The 18,191-nt window shown below is 63.4% G+C and carries 16 protein-coding genes; 7 read left to right on the top strand and 9 right to left on the bottom strand.

All coding sequences use genetic code 11. The features are described 5' to 3' along the window. Positions 1–32 precede the first annotated feature (32 nt). Both lepA and B5483_RS02870 read right to left on the bottom strand, forming a co-directional pair. Positions 33–1,850: a translation elongation factor 4 gene (lepA, locus tag B5483_RS02875; protein WP_054946455.1), complete on the bottom strand. Its 1,818-nt coding sequence runs from the start codon at positions 1,848–1,850 to the stop codon at positions 33–35. Positions 1,851–1,882: 32 nt separating this feature from the next. After that, on the bottom strand, positions 1,883–4,606 hold the full coding sequence (locus B5483_RS02870) for an EAL domain-containing protein (protein WP_079729405.1): 2,724 nt from the start codon (positions 4,604–4,606) through the stop codon (positions 1,883–1,885). Positions 4,607–4,820: 214 nt separating this feature from the next. Here B5483_RS02870 and B5483_RS02865 point away from each other — a divergent pair, with 214 nt between their 5' ends. Continuing rightward, complete coding sequence (locus B5483_RS02865) at positions 4,821–6,131, top strand: FAD-dependent oxidoreductase (RefSeq protein WP_054947821.1); 1,311 nt, start codon at positions 4,821–4,823, stop codon at positions 6,129–6,131. Between the two features lie 503 nt (positions 6,132–6,634). Here B5483_RS02865 and dnaN read toward each other — a convergent pair. Beyond that, on the bottom strand, positions 6,635–7,753 hold the full coding sequence (dnaN, locus tag B5483_RS02855) for a DNA polymerase III subunit beta (RefSeq protein WP_054947783.1): 1,119 nt from the start codon (positions 7,751–7,753) through the stop codon (positions 6,635–6,637). A 224-nt stretch (positions 7,754–7,977) separates the two neighbouring features. Here dnaN and B5483_RS02850 point away from each other — a divergent pair, with 224 nt between their 5' ends. Further along, positions 7,978–8,385 (top strand): hypothetical protein, encoded by a 408-nt coding sequence (locus B5483_RS02850; protein ID WP_231634778.1) that lies wholly within the window; start codon positions 7,978–7,980, stop codon positions 8,383–8,385. A 28-nt stretch (positions 8,386–8,413) separates the two neighbouring features. Here B5483_RS02850 and fabG read toward each other — a convergent pair whose 3' ends face one another. The 4 genes from fabG to B5483_RS02830 form a co-directional block, all read right to left on the bottom strand. Then, a complete protein-coding gene (gene fabG, locus B5483_RS02845) occupies positions 8,414–9,178 on the bottom strand; it encodes a 3-oxoacyl-[acyl-carrier-protein] reductase (RefSeq protein WP_054947784.1) in 765 nt (254 codons plus the stop codon). Positions 9,179–9,306: 128 nt separating this feature from the next. Next, positions 9,307–10,242: an ACP S-malonyltransferase gene (fabD, locus tag B5483_RS02840; protein WP_079729403.1), complete on the bottom strand. Its 936-nt coding sequence runs from the start codon at positions 10,240–10,242 to the stop codon at positions 9,307–9,309. A gap of 122 nt (positions 10,243–10,364) precedes the next feature. Beyond that, positions 10,365–10,892 carry a VOC family protein gene (locus tag B5483_RS02835; RefSeq protein ID WP_054947786.1) on the bottom strand — a complete coding sequence of 176 codons (528 nt, stop codon included), beginning with the start codon at positions 10,890–10,892 and terminating at the stop codon, positions 10,365–10,367. A 45-nt stretch (positions 10,893–10,937) separates the two neighbouring features. Continuing rightward, complete coding sequence (locus tag B5483_RS02830) at positions 10,938–11,741, bottom strand: LD-carboxypeptidase (protein ID WP_079729402.1); 804 nt, start codon at positions 11,739–11,741, stop codon at positions 10,938–10,940. 54 nt (positions 11,742–11,795) lie between these two features. On the opposite strand from B5483_RS02830, the gene B5483_RS02825 reads away from it, so the two are divergent. After that, positions 11,796–13,208: a glutamate ligase domain-containing protein gene (locus B5483_RS02825; protein ID WP_079729401.1), complete on the top strand. Its 1,413-nt coding sequence runs from the start codon at positions 11,796–11,798 to the stop codon at positions 13,206–13,208. 22 nt (positions 13,209–13,230) lie between these two features. On the opposite strand, the gene B5483_RS02820 is transcribed toward B5483_RS02825, so the two are convergent. Next, a complete protein-coding gene (locus B5483_RS02820; protein ID WP_079729400.1) occupies positions 13,231–14,175 on the bottom strand; it encodes a DUF808 domain-containing protein in 945 nt (314 codons plus the stop codon). Positions 14,176–14,431: 256 nt separating this feature from the next. Between B5483_RS02820 and B5483_RS02815 the strand changes: the two genes are divergently transcribed. Then, positions 14,432–15,259, top strand: coding sequence for a flagellin N-terminal helical domain-containing protein (locus tag B5483_RS02815; protein ID WP_054947790.1), 828 nt, complete (start codon positions 14,432–14,434; stop codon positions 15,257–15,259). A 113-nt stretch (positions 15,260–15,372) separates the two neighbouring features. Here B5483_RS02815 and B5483_RS02810 read toward each other — a convergent pair whose 3' ends face one another. Next, the gene (locus B5483_RS02810) at positions 15,373–16,041 is read right to left on the bottom strand and encodes a glutathione S-transferase (protein WP_054947823.1); all 669 of its coding nucleotides are present in this window, start codon (positions 16,039–16,041) and stop codon (positions 15,373–15,375) included. Between the two features lie 127 nt (positions 16,042–16,168). Between B5483_RS02810 and B5483_RS02805 the strand changes: the two genes are divergently transcribed. The 3 genes from B5483_RS02805 (at position 16,169) to rpsR (ending at position 18,181) form a co-directional block, all read left to right on the top strand. Then, on the top strand, positions 16,169–17,389 hold the full coding sequence (locus B5483_RS02805; RefSeq protein ID WP_079729399.1) for a polyhydroxyalkanoate depolymerase: 1,221 nt from the start codon (positions 16,169–16,171) through the stop codon (positions 17,387–17,389). 201 nt (positions 17,390–17,590) lie between these two features. After that, entirely contained in the window at positions 17,591–17,953 is a 363-nt protein-coding gene (rpsF, locus tag B5483_RS02800) for a 30S ribosomal protein S6 (RefSeq protein WP_007011157.1), read from the top strand. A gap of 3 nt (positions 17,954–17,956) precedes the next feature. Beyond that, positions 17,957–18,181, top strand: coding sequence for a 30S ribosomal protein S18 (gene rpsR / locus B5483_RS02795; RefSeq protein ID WP_039284546.1), 225 nt, complete (start codon positions 17,957–17,959; stop codon positions 18,179–18,181). The last annotated feature ends 10 nt before the right edge of the window (positions 18,182–18,191 follow it).

Raw genomic sequence — 18,191 nt, 5'->3', positions numbered from 1 at the left:
GGGTCTCCTCCTTTGGACGAGACCCGGTCTTCTTACTCCTCGCCCATGCGCAGCGCGGCGATGAAGGCTTCCTGCGGGATGCTCACATTGCCGTATTCGCGCATGCGGGCCTTGCCCTTCTTCTGCTTTTCCAGAAGCTTCTTCTTGCGGCTGATGTCGCCGCCATAGCATTTGGCGGTAACGTCCTTGCGCAGCGCGGCGATGGTTTCGCGGGCGATCACCTTACCACCGATCGCGGCCTGGATCGGGATCTTGAAAAGGTGGCGCGGGATCAGGTCCTTCAGCCGCTCGCACATGCCGCGGCCGCGTTCCTCGGCGACCGAGCGGTGGACGATCATGCTGAGCGCGTCGACCGGCTCGTTGTTGACCAGGATGTTCATCTTCACAAGGTCGCCGGGGCGCAGGCCGATCTGCTCGTAGTCGAAGCTCGCATAGCCGCGGCTGATCGACTTGAGGCGGTCGTAGAAGTCGAACACAACTTCGTTGAGCGGAAGCTCGTACGTCACCTGCGCGCGGCCGCCGACGTAAGTGAGGTCCTTCTGGATGCCGCGACGGTCCTGGCACAGCTTGAGGATCGGCCCCAGGTATTCGTCAGGAGTATAGATTACCGCCTTGATCCACGGCTCCTCGATTTCCTCGATCCGGTTGGGATCGGGATAGTCGGCCGGGTTGTGCAGTTCGATCGTCTGCGCATCTTCGTTCTTCGAATGCGACAGCTGGATACGGTAGACGACGCTGGGCGCCGTGGTGATGAGGTCGAGGTCGTATTCGCGGCTAAGGCGTTCCTGGATGATCTCCAGGTGCAGCAGGCCGAGGAAGCCGCAGCGGAAGCCGAAGCCAAGCGCCGCGCTCGTTTCCATCTCGTAAGTAAAGCTGGCGTCGTTGAGGCGCAGCTTGCCGATCGATTCGCGGAGCTTCTCGAAGTCCGCCGCGTCAACCGGGAACAGGCCGCAGAAGACGACCGACTGGACTTCCTTGTAGCCGGGCAGCGCCTTGGTCGCACCGTTTTTCACCGTGGTGATGGTGTCGCCGACCTTGGCCTGCTCCACTTCCTTGATCTGCGCGGTGATGAAGCCGATCTCGCCGGGGCCGAGTTCGGGCAGGTCGATGCGCTTGGGGGTGAAGCAGCCGACACGGTCGATCAGGTGCTCGGTGCCGCCCTGCATGAACTTGACTTGCTGTCCCTTGCGGATCGAGCCGTCCATGACGCGCACGAGGATGACGACACCGAGGTAGGGATCGTACCAGGAATCGACCAGGAGAGCCTTGAGCGGCGCGTCACGGTCGCCCTGCGGGGCGGGAATGCGCTGGACGATGGCCTCGAGCGTTTCTTCCACACCGATGCCGGACTTGGCGCTGGCGAGCACCGCTTCCGACGCGTCGATGCCGATGATGTCCTCGATCTCGGCACGGACCTTGTCGGGCTCTGCCGCGGGAAGGTCGATCTTGTTGATGACGGGGACGATCTCGTGGTCGTGCTCGATCGACTGATAGACGTTGGCAAGCGTCTGCGCCTCTACCCCCTGCGCGGCATCGACGACCAGCAACGCGCCCTCGCAGGCGGCAAGACTGCGGCTGACCTCATAGGCAAAGTCGACGTGGCCCGGGGTGTCCATGAGGTTCAGCTCATAGGTCACGCCGTCCTTGGCGGTGTAGTTGAGACGCACCGTCTGCGCCTTGATGGTGATGCCGCGCTCTTTCTCGATGTCCATGTTGTCCAGCACCTGGGCGGACATTTCGCGCTCGGTCAGGCCCCCGGTGAACTGAATCAGCCGGTCGGCAAGCGTCGACTTGCCATGGTCGATATGCGCGATAATCGAGAAATTTCGGATCTGCGAGAGTTCGGTCATGAGTGCGCCGTTAGCAGCGCTTTTCGCACCTGTCAGCCTGCCTTGCGCAGGACTCCCGTTTCCTTCTTGTCGCGCGGCAGGCGCGGCGGGGTAAACACGACGGCTCCCTTGGCATCTATTTCCAGCGGACGGGCGAATTTCACGCCCATCCGGTCTTCCTTGCACCACTGCGCTTCGGCCACGACGATGCAGTTATCGGCAAGGTGAATCGCAAAGCGCGTGCCTGCCGGAACGTTCCACAGCCCCTCCACCAGCGCGCCGGTGCGCGAGATATTGCGGATCGTCGCGTGGTAGCTGTGGGAATCGTGGTCGAGCACGACCTTGCGCAGCATCGTCTGGCGCGCGGCACGCGCCGAGCGCGGGCCTTTGGCCACGGCGATGAGACCTTCTTCGAGGCGGCGGGTGGCCTCCTCGGCGGTCAGGCTGCGTTCGTAGATGTAGCCCTGTACATGGCTGCAGCCCAGCTCGCGCACGAGTTCCAGTTCGTCGAGCGTTTCGACCCCTTCAGCCGTCGTTTCCATGCCGAGCGCTTCGGCAAGGCTGACGATCGAAGCAATGATCGCCCCGTTGCGGCTTCCAGGGACAGTGGCACCGCGCACGAAGCTCTGGTCGATCTTGATCTTGTCGAAAGGCGCCTTCTTCAGATAGCCGAGCGAGGAATAGCCGGTACCGAAGTCATCCAGCGCAAGCCGCACGCCAACGCCCTTGAGCGATGAGAACATCGCCTCGGTCGACTTGTCGTCGCCCAGGAAGACGCTTTCGGTGATCTCGAGTTCGAGGCGCCCCGGCGCGATGCCGGAGGAAGCGATGGCGCTGGTGACGATGGCCGGCAGCGCGGGATTGGCGAACTGGAGCGGCGACACATTGACGGCGACGCGCACGTCATCGGGCCAGGTAGCCAGATCGCGGCAGGCCGTGCGCAGGGCCCACTCGCCGATCTGGGCGACAAGGCCGGTTTCCTCGGCGATCGGCACGAACTTGGCCGGGGACATGTAGCCATGCTTGGGATGATTCCAGCGCAGCAGCGCCTCGAACCCGGTGATCTGTTCGGTCGTCGTGCGCACTTGTGGCTGGTAGTGCAGTTCCAGTGCGCCTTCGGCAATGGCGTCGCGCAAGTCCTGCTCAAGCTGCTGGCGCTCCTGCGCGTCGCTGTGCAGGTCCTCGTCGTAAAAGTGATGCCGCCCGCGCCCGCCGCCCTTCGCGGCATAGAGGGCGAGGTCCGCATTGCGGATGATCGCCTCCGATGTCGTGCCGTCGTCCGGACATACGGAAATGCCTAAGGATGCGCCGATGACGACACGGCTGCCCTCGATCGAATAGGGCTGTGACAGGTTCTCGATGATCCGCCGGGCCAGATGCGCCAGACCCTCGCGCTGGTGATGGCCGGGAAGCAGGACCTGGAACTCATCGCCGCCGAGACGGCCGACGCGGCCCATGTTCGCGACGGTCGAGCGCAGGCGGTCCGCCACCTGCACCAGAAGGGCGTCGCCGGCGGGGTGGCCCATGGTATCGTTGACCTGCTTGAAACGGTCGAGATCGAGCAGGAAGACCGCGCAGCTGCGGCTGTCGATGCGCGGCGAATTGAGCAGCTTCTCCAGCCACTCGGACATCTGGAAGCGGTTCGCCAGCTTGGTCAGCGAATCGAATCGGGCCAGCTGGGTCACGTGCTGCTGCGACTTGCGCGTCTCGGTCAGGTCGGTGCCCGATCCGCGAAAGCCCATGAAATTGTTGAACTGGTCGAGCACCGGCCGCCCGCTGATCGACCACCAGCGTTCTTCCTCCTCATCGGTCGCAGCGCGCACCGACAGGTCCTGGAACGAGGACCGGGTGGAGAGGTGGAAAACAAGCGTGCGCTCGCTTTCCTGTTGCTGTCCTTGGAGCAGGAAGAGACTGGTAAAGGGTCGACCTTCCAGTTCCTCCAACGGCTTGTCCACGAGCTGGGCGATGCGCGGAGATACATAAACGATCTGCCCGCGCCGGTCGGTTTCCCAGAACCAGCCCTGCCCGGTCTGTTCGTATTCGTTGAGCAGTTCCTCGGCGCGGCGCTGCTCCTTTTCCCGCTCGGCCAGCCTGTCGGCTTCACGCCTTGCGATGCGACTCTGGCGAATGCCGAGATAGAGGGCCAGGCAACCGCCCAATGCGAGGAGGAGGACGGCGCCGAACGAGCGTGAGACGAAAGTCCCGCTGCTCCACAGGGCCAGCGTCGCACCGATGATCGAAGTCGTCCGCCCTTGCAGCAGGGCGGCCGCCACAAGCATGAGAATGACGAACGAATTGACCATGAGCGCCAGATCGAAGTCCGGACTGTACTGGCTCCAGCGGACCGTTCCGAAACCGAAGATGCCCATGGGCGCGGCCACGGCGAGGAGCATCAGCGGGTAACGCTGCCAGGCCGTGTGATGCAGGGCCTGCTCCCAGCGCGCGAAGATCGGCGAGGCTAGGCAGAGCAGTATGGCTACAAGGCCACACGCAGATGGCAACAGGCCGGGGTAGCTGGCTGACAGCAGCCCCATCGCCACCATCATCATCAGCATGACCGGGCCCATCAGCTCCCAGCGGGCCGCGATGAAGAAATGCAGGGGATCGCTGCTCGGCAAGTCGGATCGGAATAGCGCGAAGTTGCCTGCTTCCGTCTTTTCGACCGGCTGCGGCGAATCGGGTCGCTTCGCGAATCCGCCATCGGCGCCCTGCGAACGCACCGCGCGCGCACTGGACCGCACCTTTTCCAGCGATGTCGGAAGCCCCTTGGATGCCATGATGAGTCTATGCCGTGAGGGGCATTGCGAAACGGTTAAGTCATCACCCGTAGGCGCAGGTCCGACCCACCGGCCAAACCGTTGCATTATTGCGGCAAATCAGGCGCTCAAAAGCGGGGTTTCTTGGCGATTTCTCTTGCCGATTGCCCCCCGGGCATGCTTGCTTCGGCACAAAGCAGCGGGACAGCTTCCGCACACCCTGGGAGACTCATTCATGCGGCATATTGCGATCGTCGGTTCCGGGCCTGCCGGCTACTACACAGCGGAAGCGGCGCTCAAGCAGTGGGGAGAAGACGTCAGGGTCGACATTTTCGACACCCTGCCCGTTCCTTTCGGTCTGATCCGCAGCGGCGTTGCGCCCGATCACCAGTCGATCAAGGGTGTATCGCGCCGCTACGAGGCGACAGCGCTGACCGACAACGTGCGCTTCGTCGGCAACGTGATGATCGGACGCGATCTGACGATCAGCGAACTGCAGGCGCTTTACGACGCAGTCATCCTCGCCACTGGCGCACCCAATGACCGCAAGCTGGGAATCGAGGGCGAAAACCTGCCCAACGTCTTCGGCAGCGCCTCTTTCGTCGGCTGGTACAACGGCCACCCCGACTTTGCCGATCTCGACCCCGCCCTATCGCACGACACCGCCGTCATCATCGGCAACGGCAATGTCGCGCTCGACGTTGCGCGCATTCTCGCCAAGTCGCAGGCGGAGTTCGCGGGAAGCGACATCGTCTCCCATGCCCTGACTGCGCTCGACGCCTCGAAGATCCGACGCATCGTCATTCTCGGTCGGCGCGGACCGCACCAAATCGCGATGACGCCCAAGGAACTGGGCGAGTTGGGCCACCTCGAACGGGCATGCCCGCGGGTCGAAGCCGCCGACCTTCCCGACGAGAGCGAGGACGCCACCCTCGAGCCCGGCCAGCGCAAGTCGGTGGGGCACCTGCGCAGCTTCGCCGGCACCGACCAGGGGGAGTGCAAGCCCGATCAGGTGCGTGTCGAGTTCGACTTCTTCGCCTCGCCCAAGGCGATCATCGGGACCGAACGCGCCGAGGAGATCGAGGTGGAGCGCACCCGCCTCGATGGCGACAAGGCCATCGGAACCGGCGAAACCTATCGCATTCCTGCCGGACTGGTAGTCGCCTGCATCGGCTACCAGACCTCCAAGATCCCAGACGTGCCCTTCGATGAGCGCAACGGTCGCTTCGCGAACGAGGAGGGACGGATTTCCCCCGGCCTCTACTGCGTAGGCTGGGCGCGGCGCGGGCCGACCGGGACGATCGGCACCAATCGCCCCGACGGCTTTGCCATCATCGAGAAAGTCGCCGAGGACATCGGCGAAGGCACCGGCAAGGCAGGGCGTCCCGGTTTCGACGCGCTCGCTGCCCAGCGCGGCATCAATTACATGAAGTTCACCGACTGGCAGAAGATCGACGAGGCCGAAGTCGCCAATGCCCGCGACGGTTCACCGCGCGAGAAGTTCGTAGCGGTCGAGAAGATGATCGCAGCAGCCAGCAAGCCGTAGGTTCTAATGCGCAGGAGATCCGTGGAGCTATTCCACGGGCCTCCTCGAATCGCGCAGGTCCTTTTCCGCCTCGCGCCCGGCACTGCGCTTCTTTGCAATCATCTCGTCGTCCGGCGCGGCGTGCTCGGGCGTCACCGGGGGCGGCACGGCCGCGAAAATCCTTTCGATACGCCTCGCGATCCGCTCATCCGATCCGCTGTCGCAGGTGGCGTCGGACTGGAGGTTGCGCCCCGATCGAGGCCCGGTAGCAGCGCTGCACCCGCAGTGGAACGAAAGACTGTGATGGCAAAGATAACAAGCAGGAGCACGACCGGAATGAGACGCCATGCCCGCCGGTCGATCGCTTCACCGGGCTTCGCTTCCCTCCCCATCTTCCCCATTCATCTCCAGCTACCGTGTCGCAGGGTGGCTGTGGCCCGAGAGCGATCCTGTCAAATGCCCGAAAAGGAAAAGGGCCGGAAGCTTTCGCTCCGGCCCTCTTGTCTTGTTCATGAACCCTGCGGTCAGACACGCATCGGCATCAGGACGTAGAGCGCCGGGCTCTTTTCGTCCTGACGGATCAGCGTCGGCGCACCGGCATCGGCCAGATGCATTTCGACGCTGTCACCTTCGATCTGGCCGAGGATGTCCTTGAGGTAATTGGCGTTGAAGCCGATCTCGAAGCCTTCCGACGCATATTCGGCCGGCACTTCTTCGGCCGCGGTGCCGTTGTCGGGCGAGGTCACCGAAAGCGTCACGCGATCGGGTTCCAGAGCCATCTTCACCGCTCGGGTCTTTTCGGTGGCAATGGTTGCCACGCGGTCCACACCTTCGAAGAAGGTGCGCGGATCGACCCGGAGCAGCTTGTCGTTCCCGGTCGGGATGACCCGCGTGTAGTCCGGGAAAGTGCCGTCGATCAGCTTGCTGGTCAGGACGACGCCGTTCTCACCGCCCAGTGTGAAGCGGATCTTCGAGGCCGAAAGGTCGATCAGGACATTGGTGTCCAGCGCCTCTTCCAGCAGCTTGCGCAGTTCGGCCACGCATTTGCGCGGCACGATCACGTCCGGCATGCCCTCTGCGCCGTCGGGACGCTTGATCGTGAAGCGGGCGAGACGGTGACCGTCGGTTGCCGCGGCCTTCAGTTCCTCGTCCGAGACATGCAGGAAGATGCCGTTCAGGTAGTAGCGCGTTTCCTCGGTCGAGATCGCGAAACGGGTCCGGTCGATCATCTGCGCCAGCGTTGCCGCAGGGATCTCGAAGCTCGTCGGCAATTCGCCTTCGGCGATGACCGGGAAGTCGTCGCGCGGCAGGGTCGGCAACTGGAAGCGGCTGCGCCCGGCCTTCACCACCATGCGGTTGTCGGCAGCGTCGAGGCTCACCTGGCTGCCTTCGGGCAGCTTGCGCGCGATGTCGAAAAGAAGGTGCGCGGAAACCGTGATCGCTCCCGGCGTGTCGACCGAGACCGCGTTCAGGTTCTCAACCACCTGGATGTCCAGGTCGGTCGCCATGATCCGCAGTGAACCACCCGCGGCTGCCTCGATCAGCACGTTCGAGAGAATGGGAATGGTATTGCGCCGCTCAACGACTGACTGCACGTGGGACAGGCAACGCAGGAGCGTGGAACGTTCGATCGTGGCCTTCATGATAGCCTCAGGTCCCCCTTGCTAGGCCTAGGGATCGGGTGATCCCGAATTTCAGGACGAATATCTCTAACGCACCGCAGCGAAGCGGCAAGCATCAAGTGCGGGCATTCCGGCGAATCTGGGGATAAATGCGGAGTTTTCCCGCGATTTTCGGACCTTGGCCGCTTTACTCCGATCCCTGGTCCCGATGCAGGACGGGGTTGCCCCGGCATCCAATAGGTCACATGTACCACTCACACCGCATCGAGAGCGAACCGGGCAACCGGGAAAGGAGTGACTTGGCCAACTTCCTGCGCATCGAACGCGAGGCACCAGACGGGGAAGCGCACCCGATCACTCTGAAGGAATGGACCGAGGCCATCGACAATGTCGATGGCGTGCGCCTGTGCGTGGGCGATGCCTCTGTGCGCAATCCACTGACCAAGGAAAACGTGACCATCCCCAACCGGGGCGGGGATGCCGAGATCTTCCGCAAGGACTGCAACCGCTGGCTGCGGGTCCTGTGGTGGTCTCCGCACGGGTCGATCCACTTCACCGCACCGGAAAGCAGCGACGACCCGCTGCTGGTCGCCGCGCGCGCCCTGGCCGGTCAGCTCGAGGCCAGGATCGTGGGCGACGACGGGGAAGTCTGACACGCCCCCTTCATCGCCCGATCATTCATCAGACCATCACCATGCCGCCGTTGACGTGCAGTGTCTGGCCGGTGACGTAGCCCGCTTCCTTCGAAGCCAGGAACACGGTCGCGGCGGCGATGTCGTCGCCCTCGCCCATGCGGCCCATCGGGATCTTTGCGTTGAGCGCTTCCTTCTGCGCATCGGGCAGAACGTCGGTCATTGCGGTGCGGATGAAGCCCGGCGCGATGCAGTTCACGGTCACGTTGCGGCTGGCAAGTTCCTGCGCGAGGCTCTTCGACATGGCGGTGATGCCGCCCTTCGCCGCGCAATAGTTCATCTGCCCCGGATTGCCGGTGGTGCCGACGACCGAAGTGACGTTGATGATGCGGCCGAAGCGGGCCTTCATCATCGGCTTGGTCACCGCGCGCATCAGGCGGAAGGTGGATTCGAGGTTGACCTTGATCACCGCATCCCACTCCTCGTCCTTCATGCGCATCGCGAGATTGTCGCGCGTAATGCCCGCATTGTTGACGAGGATGTCGATCTTGCCGAGCGTGTCGAGCGCGGCCGGAACCAGCTTCTCGACGTCTTCGGGGTTCGACAGGTTGCAGGCGATGGCGACGTGGTCGACTTCCTGCAGGTGCTGCGGGGTATGCTCGTCCAGCTCATCGCGGAAAACGCGCAGCTTTTCGGCATTGGAGCCGGAAATCACGAGGCGGGCGCCCTGCGAGGCCAGCGCGCGGGCGATCGAGGAACCGATGCCCCCCGAGGCGCCGGTTACAAGAGCAGTCATACCGTGAAGATCGAACATTGATGAAACTCCTTGAGACGTCGTCCCGCCCCTGCGTTCGGGCGCGGGACCGGCATCGCCGGCGCATTCGGCAGACCGTAGTCTCTTCGAACCGCCAGCGGTCCCGGGTCAAGCCCGGGACGACGATTTCACAATACCTTTGCCAGTTCTTCGATCTCGGCCATCGAGGTGGCCGAGGCAACTTCGACTTCACCGGCCGAACGCTTGATCATCGGGCCGACGACCTTGCCGCCGATTTCGACGAAATTCTCGACGCCGGCTTCCTTCATCGCAATCGCGCTTTCGCGCCAGCGCACGCGACCGGTGACCTGCTCGACGAGCAGGCGGCGCACTTCAGCGGGATCGGTGACGACACCGGCCGTGACGTTGGCGAAGAGCGCGACCTTCAGGGTGCCCGGCGCGGTCTTTTCCAGGGCTTCGGCCATGGCATCGGCAGCCGGCTGCATCAGCGGACAGTGGAACGGCGCGGAAACCGGCAGCGCGATACCGCGCTTGATGCCGAAATCCTTGACGAGGCCGATAGCGCGCTCGATCGCACCCTTGTGGCCCGAGATCACGACCTGGGTCGGATCGTTGTCGTTGGCAACGGCGCAGACTTCGCCTTCGGCAGCGGCTTCGGCCAGTGCGGTCGCCTTCTCGATGTCAGCGCCAAGCAGCGCGGCCATGGCGCCCACGCCGACCGGCACGGCAGCCTGCATCGACTGTCCGCGCAGCTTGAGCAGGCGCGCGGTGTCGGCAAGGCTGAACGCCCCGGCAGCGCAGAGCGCGGTATATTCACCGAGCGAGTGACCGGCGACGAAGTCCGCCTTGTCCGCCAGCGTGATCCCGCCTTCCTTTTCCAGCACGCGCAGCACGGCAATGGCATTGGCCATGATCGCCGGCTGGGCATTTTCGGTGAGGGTCAGTTCCTCTTCGGGGCCCTGCGTCATGATCTTGAACAGGCCCTGGCCGAGCGCGTCGTCGACTTCTTCGAAAACCTCGCGGGCAATCGCGCTGGCTTCGGCGAGCTCTGCGCCCATGCCGACTTTCTGGCTGCCCTGCCCCGGAAAAACAAAAGCACGCATCTTCAGTGTCCTCCATCCTCGCGGGTTTGCGGCCAAGGCTCCTGCGTGGAAGCTGTCCTGACGAGGAAAGCGGCAGCGCTTATTGTCACAGGGCCCTGAGGGCAACCCCCTTGTGGCTCACATCAGTTGAAGGAAATCTCGCGGATCACGCCCTTCGCCATGTCTCCGGCGCACTTGCGAACGTAGTCATAGAAACCCGTAAGCGACGCTACCGGCTGATAAAGTTCGAGCATGTGGCCATAACGCTCGACGGTATCGACGAAGACATAGCGGAAGCCATCGGTCATCGCGGCGTCGAGGGCGATTTCATGGCCCTGCGCCTGAAATTCGGCCGCCGCCTGCGCAACGTCGTCCACGAACAGCGCGACGTGGTGCATGCCGCCCTGTCCCGACCCTTCGGGATAGACGTCGTGAAAGGCCGAAGGCCCCGGATTGTTCTGCTGGCAGAACTCGATCATCACTTCGCCCCACTGGCCGTAGGCACTGGAATGATCGAGCTCGCGCTCGACACCGCGGTGTACGGCCCGGGTCAGCGGGATGTGATCGGCAACGAAGTAGGGCCCGGAACCGAAGGTCTGGCTGTGTGCCAGGGCGGCGGCACGGATATCGGGCACGAAATAGGCGATCTGGCGGATCGGAAGGTTCGGCATCGTCTCTCCTCGGTATTCTTGTCGGGAGCGATGCTGCGCTTCTCTTCAACCGAAGGGAACTATCTTATTGGCTGCGTCGTGTCCGATGTCGGCCGCTCCCAGGAACGGGATCGCATGGCGTTCGCACCAGTGCCGGGCAATCGCCTCTGCATCGCAACCGAAGGGCCGGTCGTTCTCGGGAACGTCGCTTACCCGCCCGAGGCGAAGGCCCGCGATGCCGCCCATATGCGCCGTGAGGTGAAAGAACAGCCGGTCGACGGCATAGAGATACTCGGAAACCTCCTCGACCATCACGATATGGCGGGCCAAGCCCGGCATCAGCCGCGTGCCGCACAGCATGGATAAAGTCATGAGATTGAAGGCTACGGTCGGATGGCTCTCCAGCGAAGGTTCGAGCCCCGATGCGTCTCCCCCCAGGAAGCCGAGCGTGCGGCGGACCGCATCCTCGCCCCCTTCCCGCCGGATGTCGGCAAGCATCGGCGCGTGCACGGGCCTCCCTATCTTCTCGCGATAGAGCGCGCCCAGCAGGTAGCCGGCATCGGAATATCCCAACCAGGTCTTGGCCTCGGCGACATGGGTGAAGCGGGCGATCGCATCTTCGGCAATCCGGCACGCCCCGTATCCGCCGCGCGCGAACCAGACGGCATCGAATCCCGGATCGTTCGCGCATTCCACCAGGACATCGAGACGCCGCGAGTCGCTGCCGGCGAAATGGCCTTCGACTTCGAAGCACTGCGGGTGCACATGCAGTTCCACATCGGGGAATTCCACGGCAGCCAGAGCCGCGACGCGTTCTGCGTCCTCGTGGGTGATCGGGGTGGACGGTGCACAAACTGCGATGCGGGTCATGTCCCCTTCCTATCGAGGTTGTCAGGACGGGCAAGGCCGCATACCGAAGCGCACATGACAGACACGAACGCCCTCACGGCCCATCCCTGGTTTTTCTGCGGCATCGGCGGGTCGGGCATGCTTCCGCTGGCCCTGATTCTCAAGGGTCTTGGCGCCGAGGTCGAAGGCTCGGACCGCAGCCGCGACCAGGGACGCACGCCGGAGAAATTCGCGTGGCTGGAAGAACTGGGCTTCATCCTGTTCCCGCAGGACGGCAGCGGCATGCGATCCAGCACGCAGACTCTCGTTGCCTCCGCCGCGGTCGAGGATACCGTTCCCGAAGTCGTGCGATCCAAAGAACTGGGCTGCGCGCGCATGAGCCGGGCCGAACTGCTGGCGACATTGTTCAACGCTGCTCCGGCGGGAATCGCAATCGGGGGGACCAGCGGCAAGTCGACCGTCACCGGCATGACCGGGTGGATCCTGACCGAGGCCGGCAGAGACCCGACGATCATGAACGGCGCGGTCATGAAGAACTTCGCCTCGCCCGACGCGCCCTTTGCCAGCGCCCGAGTGGGTCAGGGCGATGTCTTCGTCTCCGAAGTCGACGAAAGCGACGGCTCGATCGCACTATATCGGCCCAAGGTCGCGGTGCTCGGCAATGTCAGCCTCGACCACAAGAGCCTCGATGAGCTGCGCCAGCTCTTCGGCGATTTCCTTGCCCATGCCGAGACCGCCGCGATCAATCTCGACGATGCCGAGACTGCCGCGCTGGCACCACGGGCCCGCCAGTCGGTGACCTTCGGGATCACCTCACCTGAAGCGCAGATCCTTGCAGAAGGCATCGTCGAGGATGCGACCGCGCTTTCCGCCACGATCACCGACCGCCGCGACGGGTCTGCCCATGCGCTCAGGCTCAAGGTGCCGGGACGCCACAATCTCTACAACGCGCTGGCCGCGATAGCCGCTGCGAATGCCTGCGGGGTGCCGATGGCACAGGCCGTGGCAGCACTCGGATCGTTCGAGGGGCTGGCGCGCCGGTTCGACATCGTCGGTACCTCCCCTTCCGGGATCACCGTCATCGACGACTTCGGGCACAATCCGGACAAGGTTTCGGCCACGCTGGCAACGCTCAAGGCGCACACGGGCCGTGTAATCGCCTTCTTCCAGCCGCATGGCTACGGCCCCTTGCGCCAGATGGGCGCGGAACTGGCCGAAGTGCTCGCGGCCAAGCTCGGCCCTGACGACGTGTCGATCCTGTGCGATCCGGTCTATTTCGGCGGAACCGTCGACCGCTCGCAGGGCAGCGAGCGCATCGTGCGGCTGATCGGCGAAGCCGGCGGAAAGGCAGAGCACGTCCCGGCCCGCAGCGATTGTGCGGATCGCATCGTCGGAATGGCCCGCCCGGGCGACCGCATCGTCGTGATGGGCGCGCGCGACGATACCCTGACCGCTTTCGCGCGCGACATTCTCAACCGCCTGCCCTGACAGGGGCAAGCGGCGTCGCAAGTCAGTGCGCGGTACCGCGCGCCTTTGCGATCAGGTGCAGGACCACGGCAATCACCGTGCCGAGGACAAGGCCGACCACCGATGACGCAAGGGCATAGCTGACCCAGCCCAGTGCCCCACCGAGCGCACCGCTCGCGGCCTGGACGCTGTGCTGCAGCCCGTGAGCCAGATGCGCGGGATAACCAAGGCCGAGCTCTTCGAGGCCATGCAGAACGATTCCCCCGCCGACCCACAACATTGCCAGCGTCCCTACCGTGCTGAGCAAAGCCAGTACCTTGGGCATGGCCTTGAGGAGCACGCTTCCGACGCTCTGCGCCGCGCTGCTGTCCTTGCGCGCGAGGTGCAGGCCGATGTCATCCATCTTCACGATCAGGGCGACGGCACCATAGACGACAGCCGTGATCACCACGCCCACGACCGCCAGCGCGGCTGCGCGGGTGAGAAACGTGTTGTCCGCCACTTCCGAGAGAGCAATGGCCATGATCTCTGCCGACAGGATCAGGTCGGTGCGGATCGCGCCGGAGACACGCGCCTTTTCGAAGGCTGCGATATCCTCGACCGGGGTCTCCAGCGTCTCGCCATACTGCATCCCGCCCAGCTTCTCGATCACCTTCTCGGCACCTTCGAAGGAGAGGTAGAGACCACCCAACATCAGGATCGGCGTGATCGCCCACGGCAGGAACGCACTGAGCAGCAGTGCGATCGGCAGCAGGATCAACAGCTTGTTGCGCAGGCTGCCTTTGGTGATCTGCCAGATGATCGGCAATTCCCGGTCAGGCGTGAACTCGGTGACATAGCCCGGCGTCACGGCCGCATCGTCGATGACGACGCCCGCCGCCTTGCTGCCGGCCTTGGCGACCCCTGCCCCGACATCGTCGAGCGAGGCTGCCGCAGCGCGGGCAATGACCGATACATCGTCGAGCAGGGCAACCAGGCCAGTAGCCATCTTGGATTATTTCCTTCGTGTCGCTGCTTCCAGCATGAGAACGCGTGCATGTCCGCAGAAGCTGCAAGGATCAAGAAAAAGGCGCGCAAGCCACGGAACCATGGGCTTTTTGAAGACCCGGTCGCGCTCGAGGACTGCGCTTGTGACAGAAATCTTGCCACGCCCCCTTAATGTCCAATGGAAACGACCGTCCTTCCCCATGTCCAGGGAGCGCCACTGAGGCGGACCCGATACGACACAATCTGGGGAAAACGTCATGTCTGTCATCAACACCAATATCAGCGCCATTCGCGCTACCAATGCTTCGAATTCCGCCAACAAGATGCTCGGCACCGCCATGGAACGCCTGTCGACCGGCAAGCGCATCAATTCCGCCAAGGACGACGCCGCCGGCCTCGCGATCTCGACCTCGATGACGTCGCAGATCAAGGGCATGAACCAGGGCATCCGCAACGCGAACGACGGCATCTCGATGGCACAGACCGCTGACGGCGCTCTTTCAGAAGTCACCAACATGCTGCAGCGTGTCCGCGAACTGACGGTCCAGTCTTCGAACGGAACCTATTCGGCCGACGACCGCACCCGCATCCAGACCGAAGTCACGCAGCTTCAGGGCCAGATTACCGGAGTCCTGACCAACACCGAATTCAACGGCAACAAGCTGTTCGACGGCACCGCAGGAACCGCCGGTGTAGTCACGATCCAGACCGGCGCCAATGCCACTGACACGATCAACCTGACGTTCGGCAACGTCAACGCCGGCGCCGGCATGACCGCCGCCCTCACCGTCAACGTGACTACGCTGGCCGGCACCGAACTCGCAAGCCTCGACACCGCGATGGACGAAGTCTCGACCTACCGCGCCAACCTCGGTGCCTCGCAGAACCGCCTTGAATCGGCCGTCAACACGATGACCGCCAACGTCACCAACCTCTCCGACGCCCGTTCGCGGATCGAAGACGCCGACTACTCGGCCGAAACCACCGCGATGGCCAAGGCGCAGATCCTCTCGCAGGCTTCGACCGCGATGATCGCCCAGGCCAACCAGGCCCAGCAGAGCGTGATGTCGCTGCTCAAGGGCTAAGAACAAGACCATATTCACGGTCCCCAAGAGGCCCGGCGGAAATGACGTCCGTCGGGCCAATTGGCATTTGAAGGGCGCAGTGCCGGTGCAATCCGCGCGTACTGCCTGCGGCCTCAGAACTCGACTTCGAGTTCTTCCATTTCCTCCGGCTCGGCCTTCGCTGCCGCGATCCATTCCTGCATGGGCGCCCACTCCGCGATCGTGCGGCAGTAAGCCTCGCACTCGGGCGCGAGCGGGACGGCGTAAGTGATGAAGCGTGTCGCGACGGGCGCGTACATCGCATCGGCCATGGTCGGATGCTCGCCGAACAGGAACGGACCGCCGAAACGTTCTAGGCAATCCAGCCAGATCGATTCGATTCGCTCGATGTCCGGCCTCGCCCCCGAAAACACCGGGAAGCTCTCGTGCCTGACCTTCAGGTTCATCGGCAAGGCAGAGCGAAGATTGCTGAACCCCGAATGGATTTCACCCGAGATCGAGCGACACAGGGCTCTTGCGATCGGGTCCTCCGGCAAGAGCCCCGCGTCGGGGAACTGCTCGTTCAGGAACTCCGCAATTGCCAGGGTATCCCAGACACTTGCACCATTGTAATTGAGCCGGGGCACCAGCACCGAGGGTGACAGAAGCAGCAGTTCCGCGCGGTTCGCCGCATCGTTTGCGACCTTGCGTTCCTCCACCTCCAGACCGGCCAGTCGGCAAAGAAGCCAACCGCGCAACGACCATGCCGAATAGGTCTTGCTGGAGATAGTGAGTTTCGCTGTCGTCGGGGCTGTCTCGTTCATGGTCGCCGCCTCCAATGCCTGCTTTCGCTTGCATATGTTTATGATGCAGCGCAGCATGAATCCAGCGCGAATGCGATTCCGGAGCCAGAAAGGGTCCGGGCATCGCTAAAGGGGGTAGACGCAAGCAATGCTTTACCATGCTTACCAGGCGTATTGCGACATTCTTGCACCGGCGCGCATGGGTTCGCTGCTGGCCACCAGCTTCCGCAACAGGTTCCTCGGACATGCGTCAGCCGAACCGATGACGCGGCGCCTCTTCGCACTTGCGGAAGTGTTCAACACGACCGCGATTACCCATCATCGACCGCCTTACGGCATCAGCCGAATTATCTCCGGCAATCGCGAGGTGTCGGTGCGCGAGGAAGTGGCTCTGGACTTGCCCTTCGGAAACCTGCTGCACTTCGCCAAGGACGAAGTCGTCGCGCCGCAACCCAAGATCCTCGTCGTCGCGCCGCTGTCCGGCCACTTCGCTACGCTTCTGCGCAGCACGATCGAAACCCTGCTGCGCGATCACGACGTCTACATCACCGACTGGAAGAATGCCCGCGACGTTCCGGTAAGCGATGGCGCGTTCGGCTTCGACGAATATGTCGACTACGTGATCCGCTTCCTTCAGGAACTGGGCCAGGGCGCGCATGTCCTTGCCGTCTGCCAGCCCTGCGTCCCGGTTCTCGCCGCCGTGGCGGTGATGGCCCAGAACGACGACCCCTGCCAGCCCCGCTCGATGTCGCTGATGGGCGGCCCGATCGACACCCGCGAATCGCCGACGGTCGTCAACGAACTGGCGACCGGCCACCCCTATTCCTGGTTCGAGGACAACCTGATCTACCCGGTCCCGTGGCGCTACAAGGGTGCCGGGCGCAAGGTCTATCCCGGCTTCGTCCAGCTCTCGGCGTTCATGGCGATGAACCAGGACCGCCACTTCGGACAGTTCCGCAAGCTCTACCAGCACATCGCCGACCTGGAGCAGTTGGAAGCGGACAAGATCGTCGAATTCTACGACGAATATCTCGCCGTGCTGGATCTCACCGCCGAATTCTATCTCGAAACCATCGACAAGGTCTTCCAGCGAGCCCTGCTCGCGAAAGGTGAACTGGAACACCGCGGCCGCCTCGTCGACTGTTCAGCCATCCGCAAGACCGCCCTGCTGACCGTGGAGGGAGAGCGTGACGACATCTGCGCCGTCGGCCAGACCGCCGCCGCGCATTTCCTGTGCTCCAGCCTACGCCCGCACCTCAAGCGCCATCACCTGCAGCCCGGCGTCGGCCACTACGGCATCTTTTCCGGTTCGCGCTGGGAACGGCAGGTCTATCCCCAGGTCAGGAACCTCGTGCTGGCAATGAGCTGAGCCGACAGGCATTGCCGCGAAGACGCCGGCATGATGAGGCGGATTTTGCCTATTGCGCTTGCAATTGCCCGCAGATCGGCTAAGGGCCCCGCTTCCGCGCCATTCCGCCAAGGATCGCGTGGAAGTTTGAAGAAAGCCGGAGGGGCCCCGCAATCCCGCGGACAAGCCAGCGATCGGTTAGGACAGATAAAGGACGCTGCTGTGCCGCTTTACGAGCACATTTTCCTGGCGCGCCAGGATCTCAGCCAGTCGCAGGTTGATGCGCTGGCCGCCGCCGCTACCGAGATCGTCGAGTCGAACCAGGGCAAGGTCACCAAGACCGAGACCTGGGGCCTCAAGAACCTCGCGTACAAGATCAAGCGTAACCGCAAGGCTCACTTCGTGATGCTGAACATCGAAGCCAACGGCGACACCGTCGCCGAGCTCGAGCGTCAGACCGCCATCAACGAAGACGTCATCCGCTACATGACCATCCGCGTCGACGAGCATGAAGCTGGTCCGTCGGTCATGATGCGCAAGTCGGACCGCGACAACCGTCGCCGCCGCGAACGCGAGGGGAACTGATCCATGGCACGTGCATTTTTCCGTCGCCGCAAGTCCTGCCCCTTCTCGGGCAAGAACGCGCCGAAGATCGATTACAAGGACGTCCGTCTGCTCCAGGGCTTCATGTCCGAGCGTGGCAAGATCGTTCCGAGCCGCATCACTGCGGTTTCCGCCAAGAAGCAGCGTGAACTGAGCCAGGCGATCAAGCGCGCCCGGCACATCGGCCTGCTGCCCTTCATCGTCAAGTAAGGGAGGTTAG

The sequence above is a fragment of the Novosphingobium mathurense genome (assembly GCF_900168325.1).
Taxonomy (GTDB): domain Bacteria; phylum Pseudomonadota; class Alphaproteobacteria; order Sphingomonadales; family Sphingomonadaceae; genus Novosphingobium; species Novosphingobium mathurense.
The sequence above is the reverse complement of the archived record's forward strand: the minus strand, read 5'-3'. Positions and strand labels throughout refer to the sequence as shown.

What these genes read in the sequence shown, in the direction of transcription:
- B5483_RS02850 (WP_231634778.1), top strand. Translation starts at nt 7,978, where the DNA reads ATGTACCACTCACACCGCATCGAGAGCGAACCGGGCAACCGGGAAAGG.
- B5483_RS02805 (WP_079729399.1), top strand. Translation starts at nt 16,169, where the DNA reads ATGCTTTACCATGCTTACCAGGCGTATTGCGACATTCTTGCACCGGCG.
- dnaN (WP_054947783.1), bottom strand. Translation starts at nt 7,753, where the DNA reads ATGAAGGCCACGATCGAACGTTCCACGCTCCTGCGTTGCCTGTCCCAC.
- rpsR (WP_039284546.1), top strand. Translation starts at nt 17,957, where the DNA reads ATGGCACGTGCATTTTTCCGTCGCCGCAAGTCCTGCCCCTTCTCGGGC.
- B5483_RS02870 (WP_079729405.1), bottom strand. Translation starts at nt 4,606, where the DNA reads ATGGCATCCAAGGGGCTTCCGACATCGCTGGAAAAGGTGCGGTCCAGT.
- B5483_RS02810 (WP_054947823.1), bottom strand. Translation starts at nt 16,041, where the DNA reads ATGAACGAGACAGCCCCGACGACAGCGAAACTCACTATCTCCAGCAAG.
- B5483_RS02865 (WP_054947821.1), top strand. Translation starts at nt 4,821, where the DNA reads ATGCGGCATATTGCGATCGTCGGTTCCGGGCCTGCCGGCTACTACACA.
- lepA (WP_054946455.1), bottom strand. Translation starts at nt 1,850, where the DNA reads ATGACCGAACTCTCGCAGATCCGAAATTTCTCGATTATCGCGCATATC.
- B5483_RS02815 (WP_054947790.1), top strand. Translation starts at nt 14,432, where the DNA reads ATGTCTGTCATCAACACCAATATCAGCGCCATTCGCGCTACCAATGCT.
- fabG (WP_054947784.1), bottom strand. Translation starts at nt 9,178, where the DNA reads ATGTTCGATCTTCACGGTATGACTGCTCTTGTAACCGGCGCCTCGGGG.
- B5483_RS02825 (WP_079729401.1), top strand. Translation starts at nt 11,796, where the DNA reads ATGACAGACACGAACGCCCTCACGGCCCATCCCTGGTTTTTCTGCGGC.
- B5483_RS02820 (WP_079729400.1), bottom strand. Translation starts at nt 14,175, where the DNA reads ATGGCTACTGGCCTGGTTGCCCTGCTCGACGATGTATCGGTCATTGCC.
- fabD (WP_079729403.1), bottom strand. Translation starts at nt 10,242, where the DNA reads ATGCGTGCTTTTGTTTTTCCGGGGCAGGGCAGCCAGAAAGTCGGCATG.
- B5483_RS02835 (WP_054947786.1), bottom strand. Translation starts at nt 10,892, where the DNA reads ATGCCGAACCTTCCGATCCGCCAGATCGCCTATTTCGTGCCCGATATC.
- B5483_RS02830 (WP_079729402.1), bottom strand. Translation starts at nt 11,741, where the DNA reads ATGACCCGCATCGCAGTTTGTGCACCGTCCACCCCGATCACCCACGAG.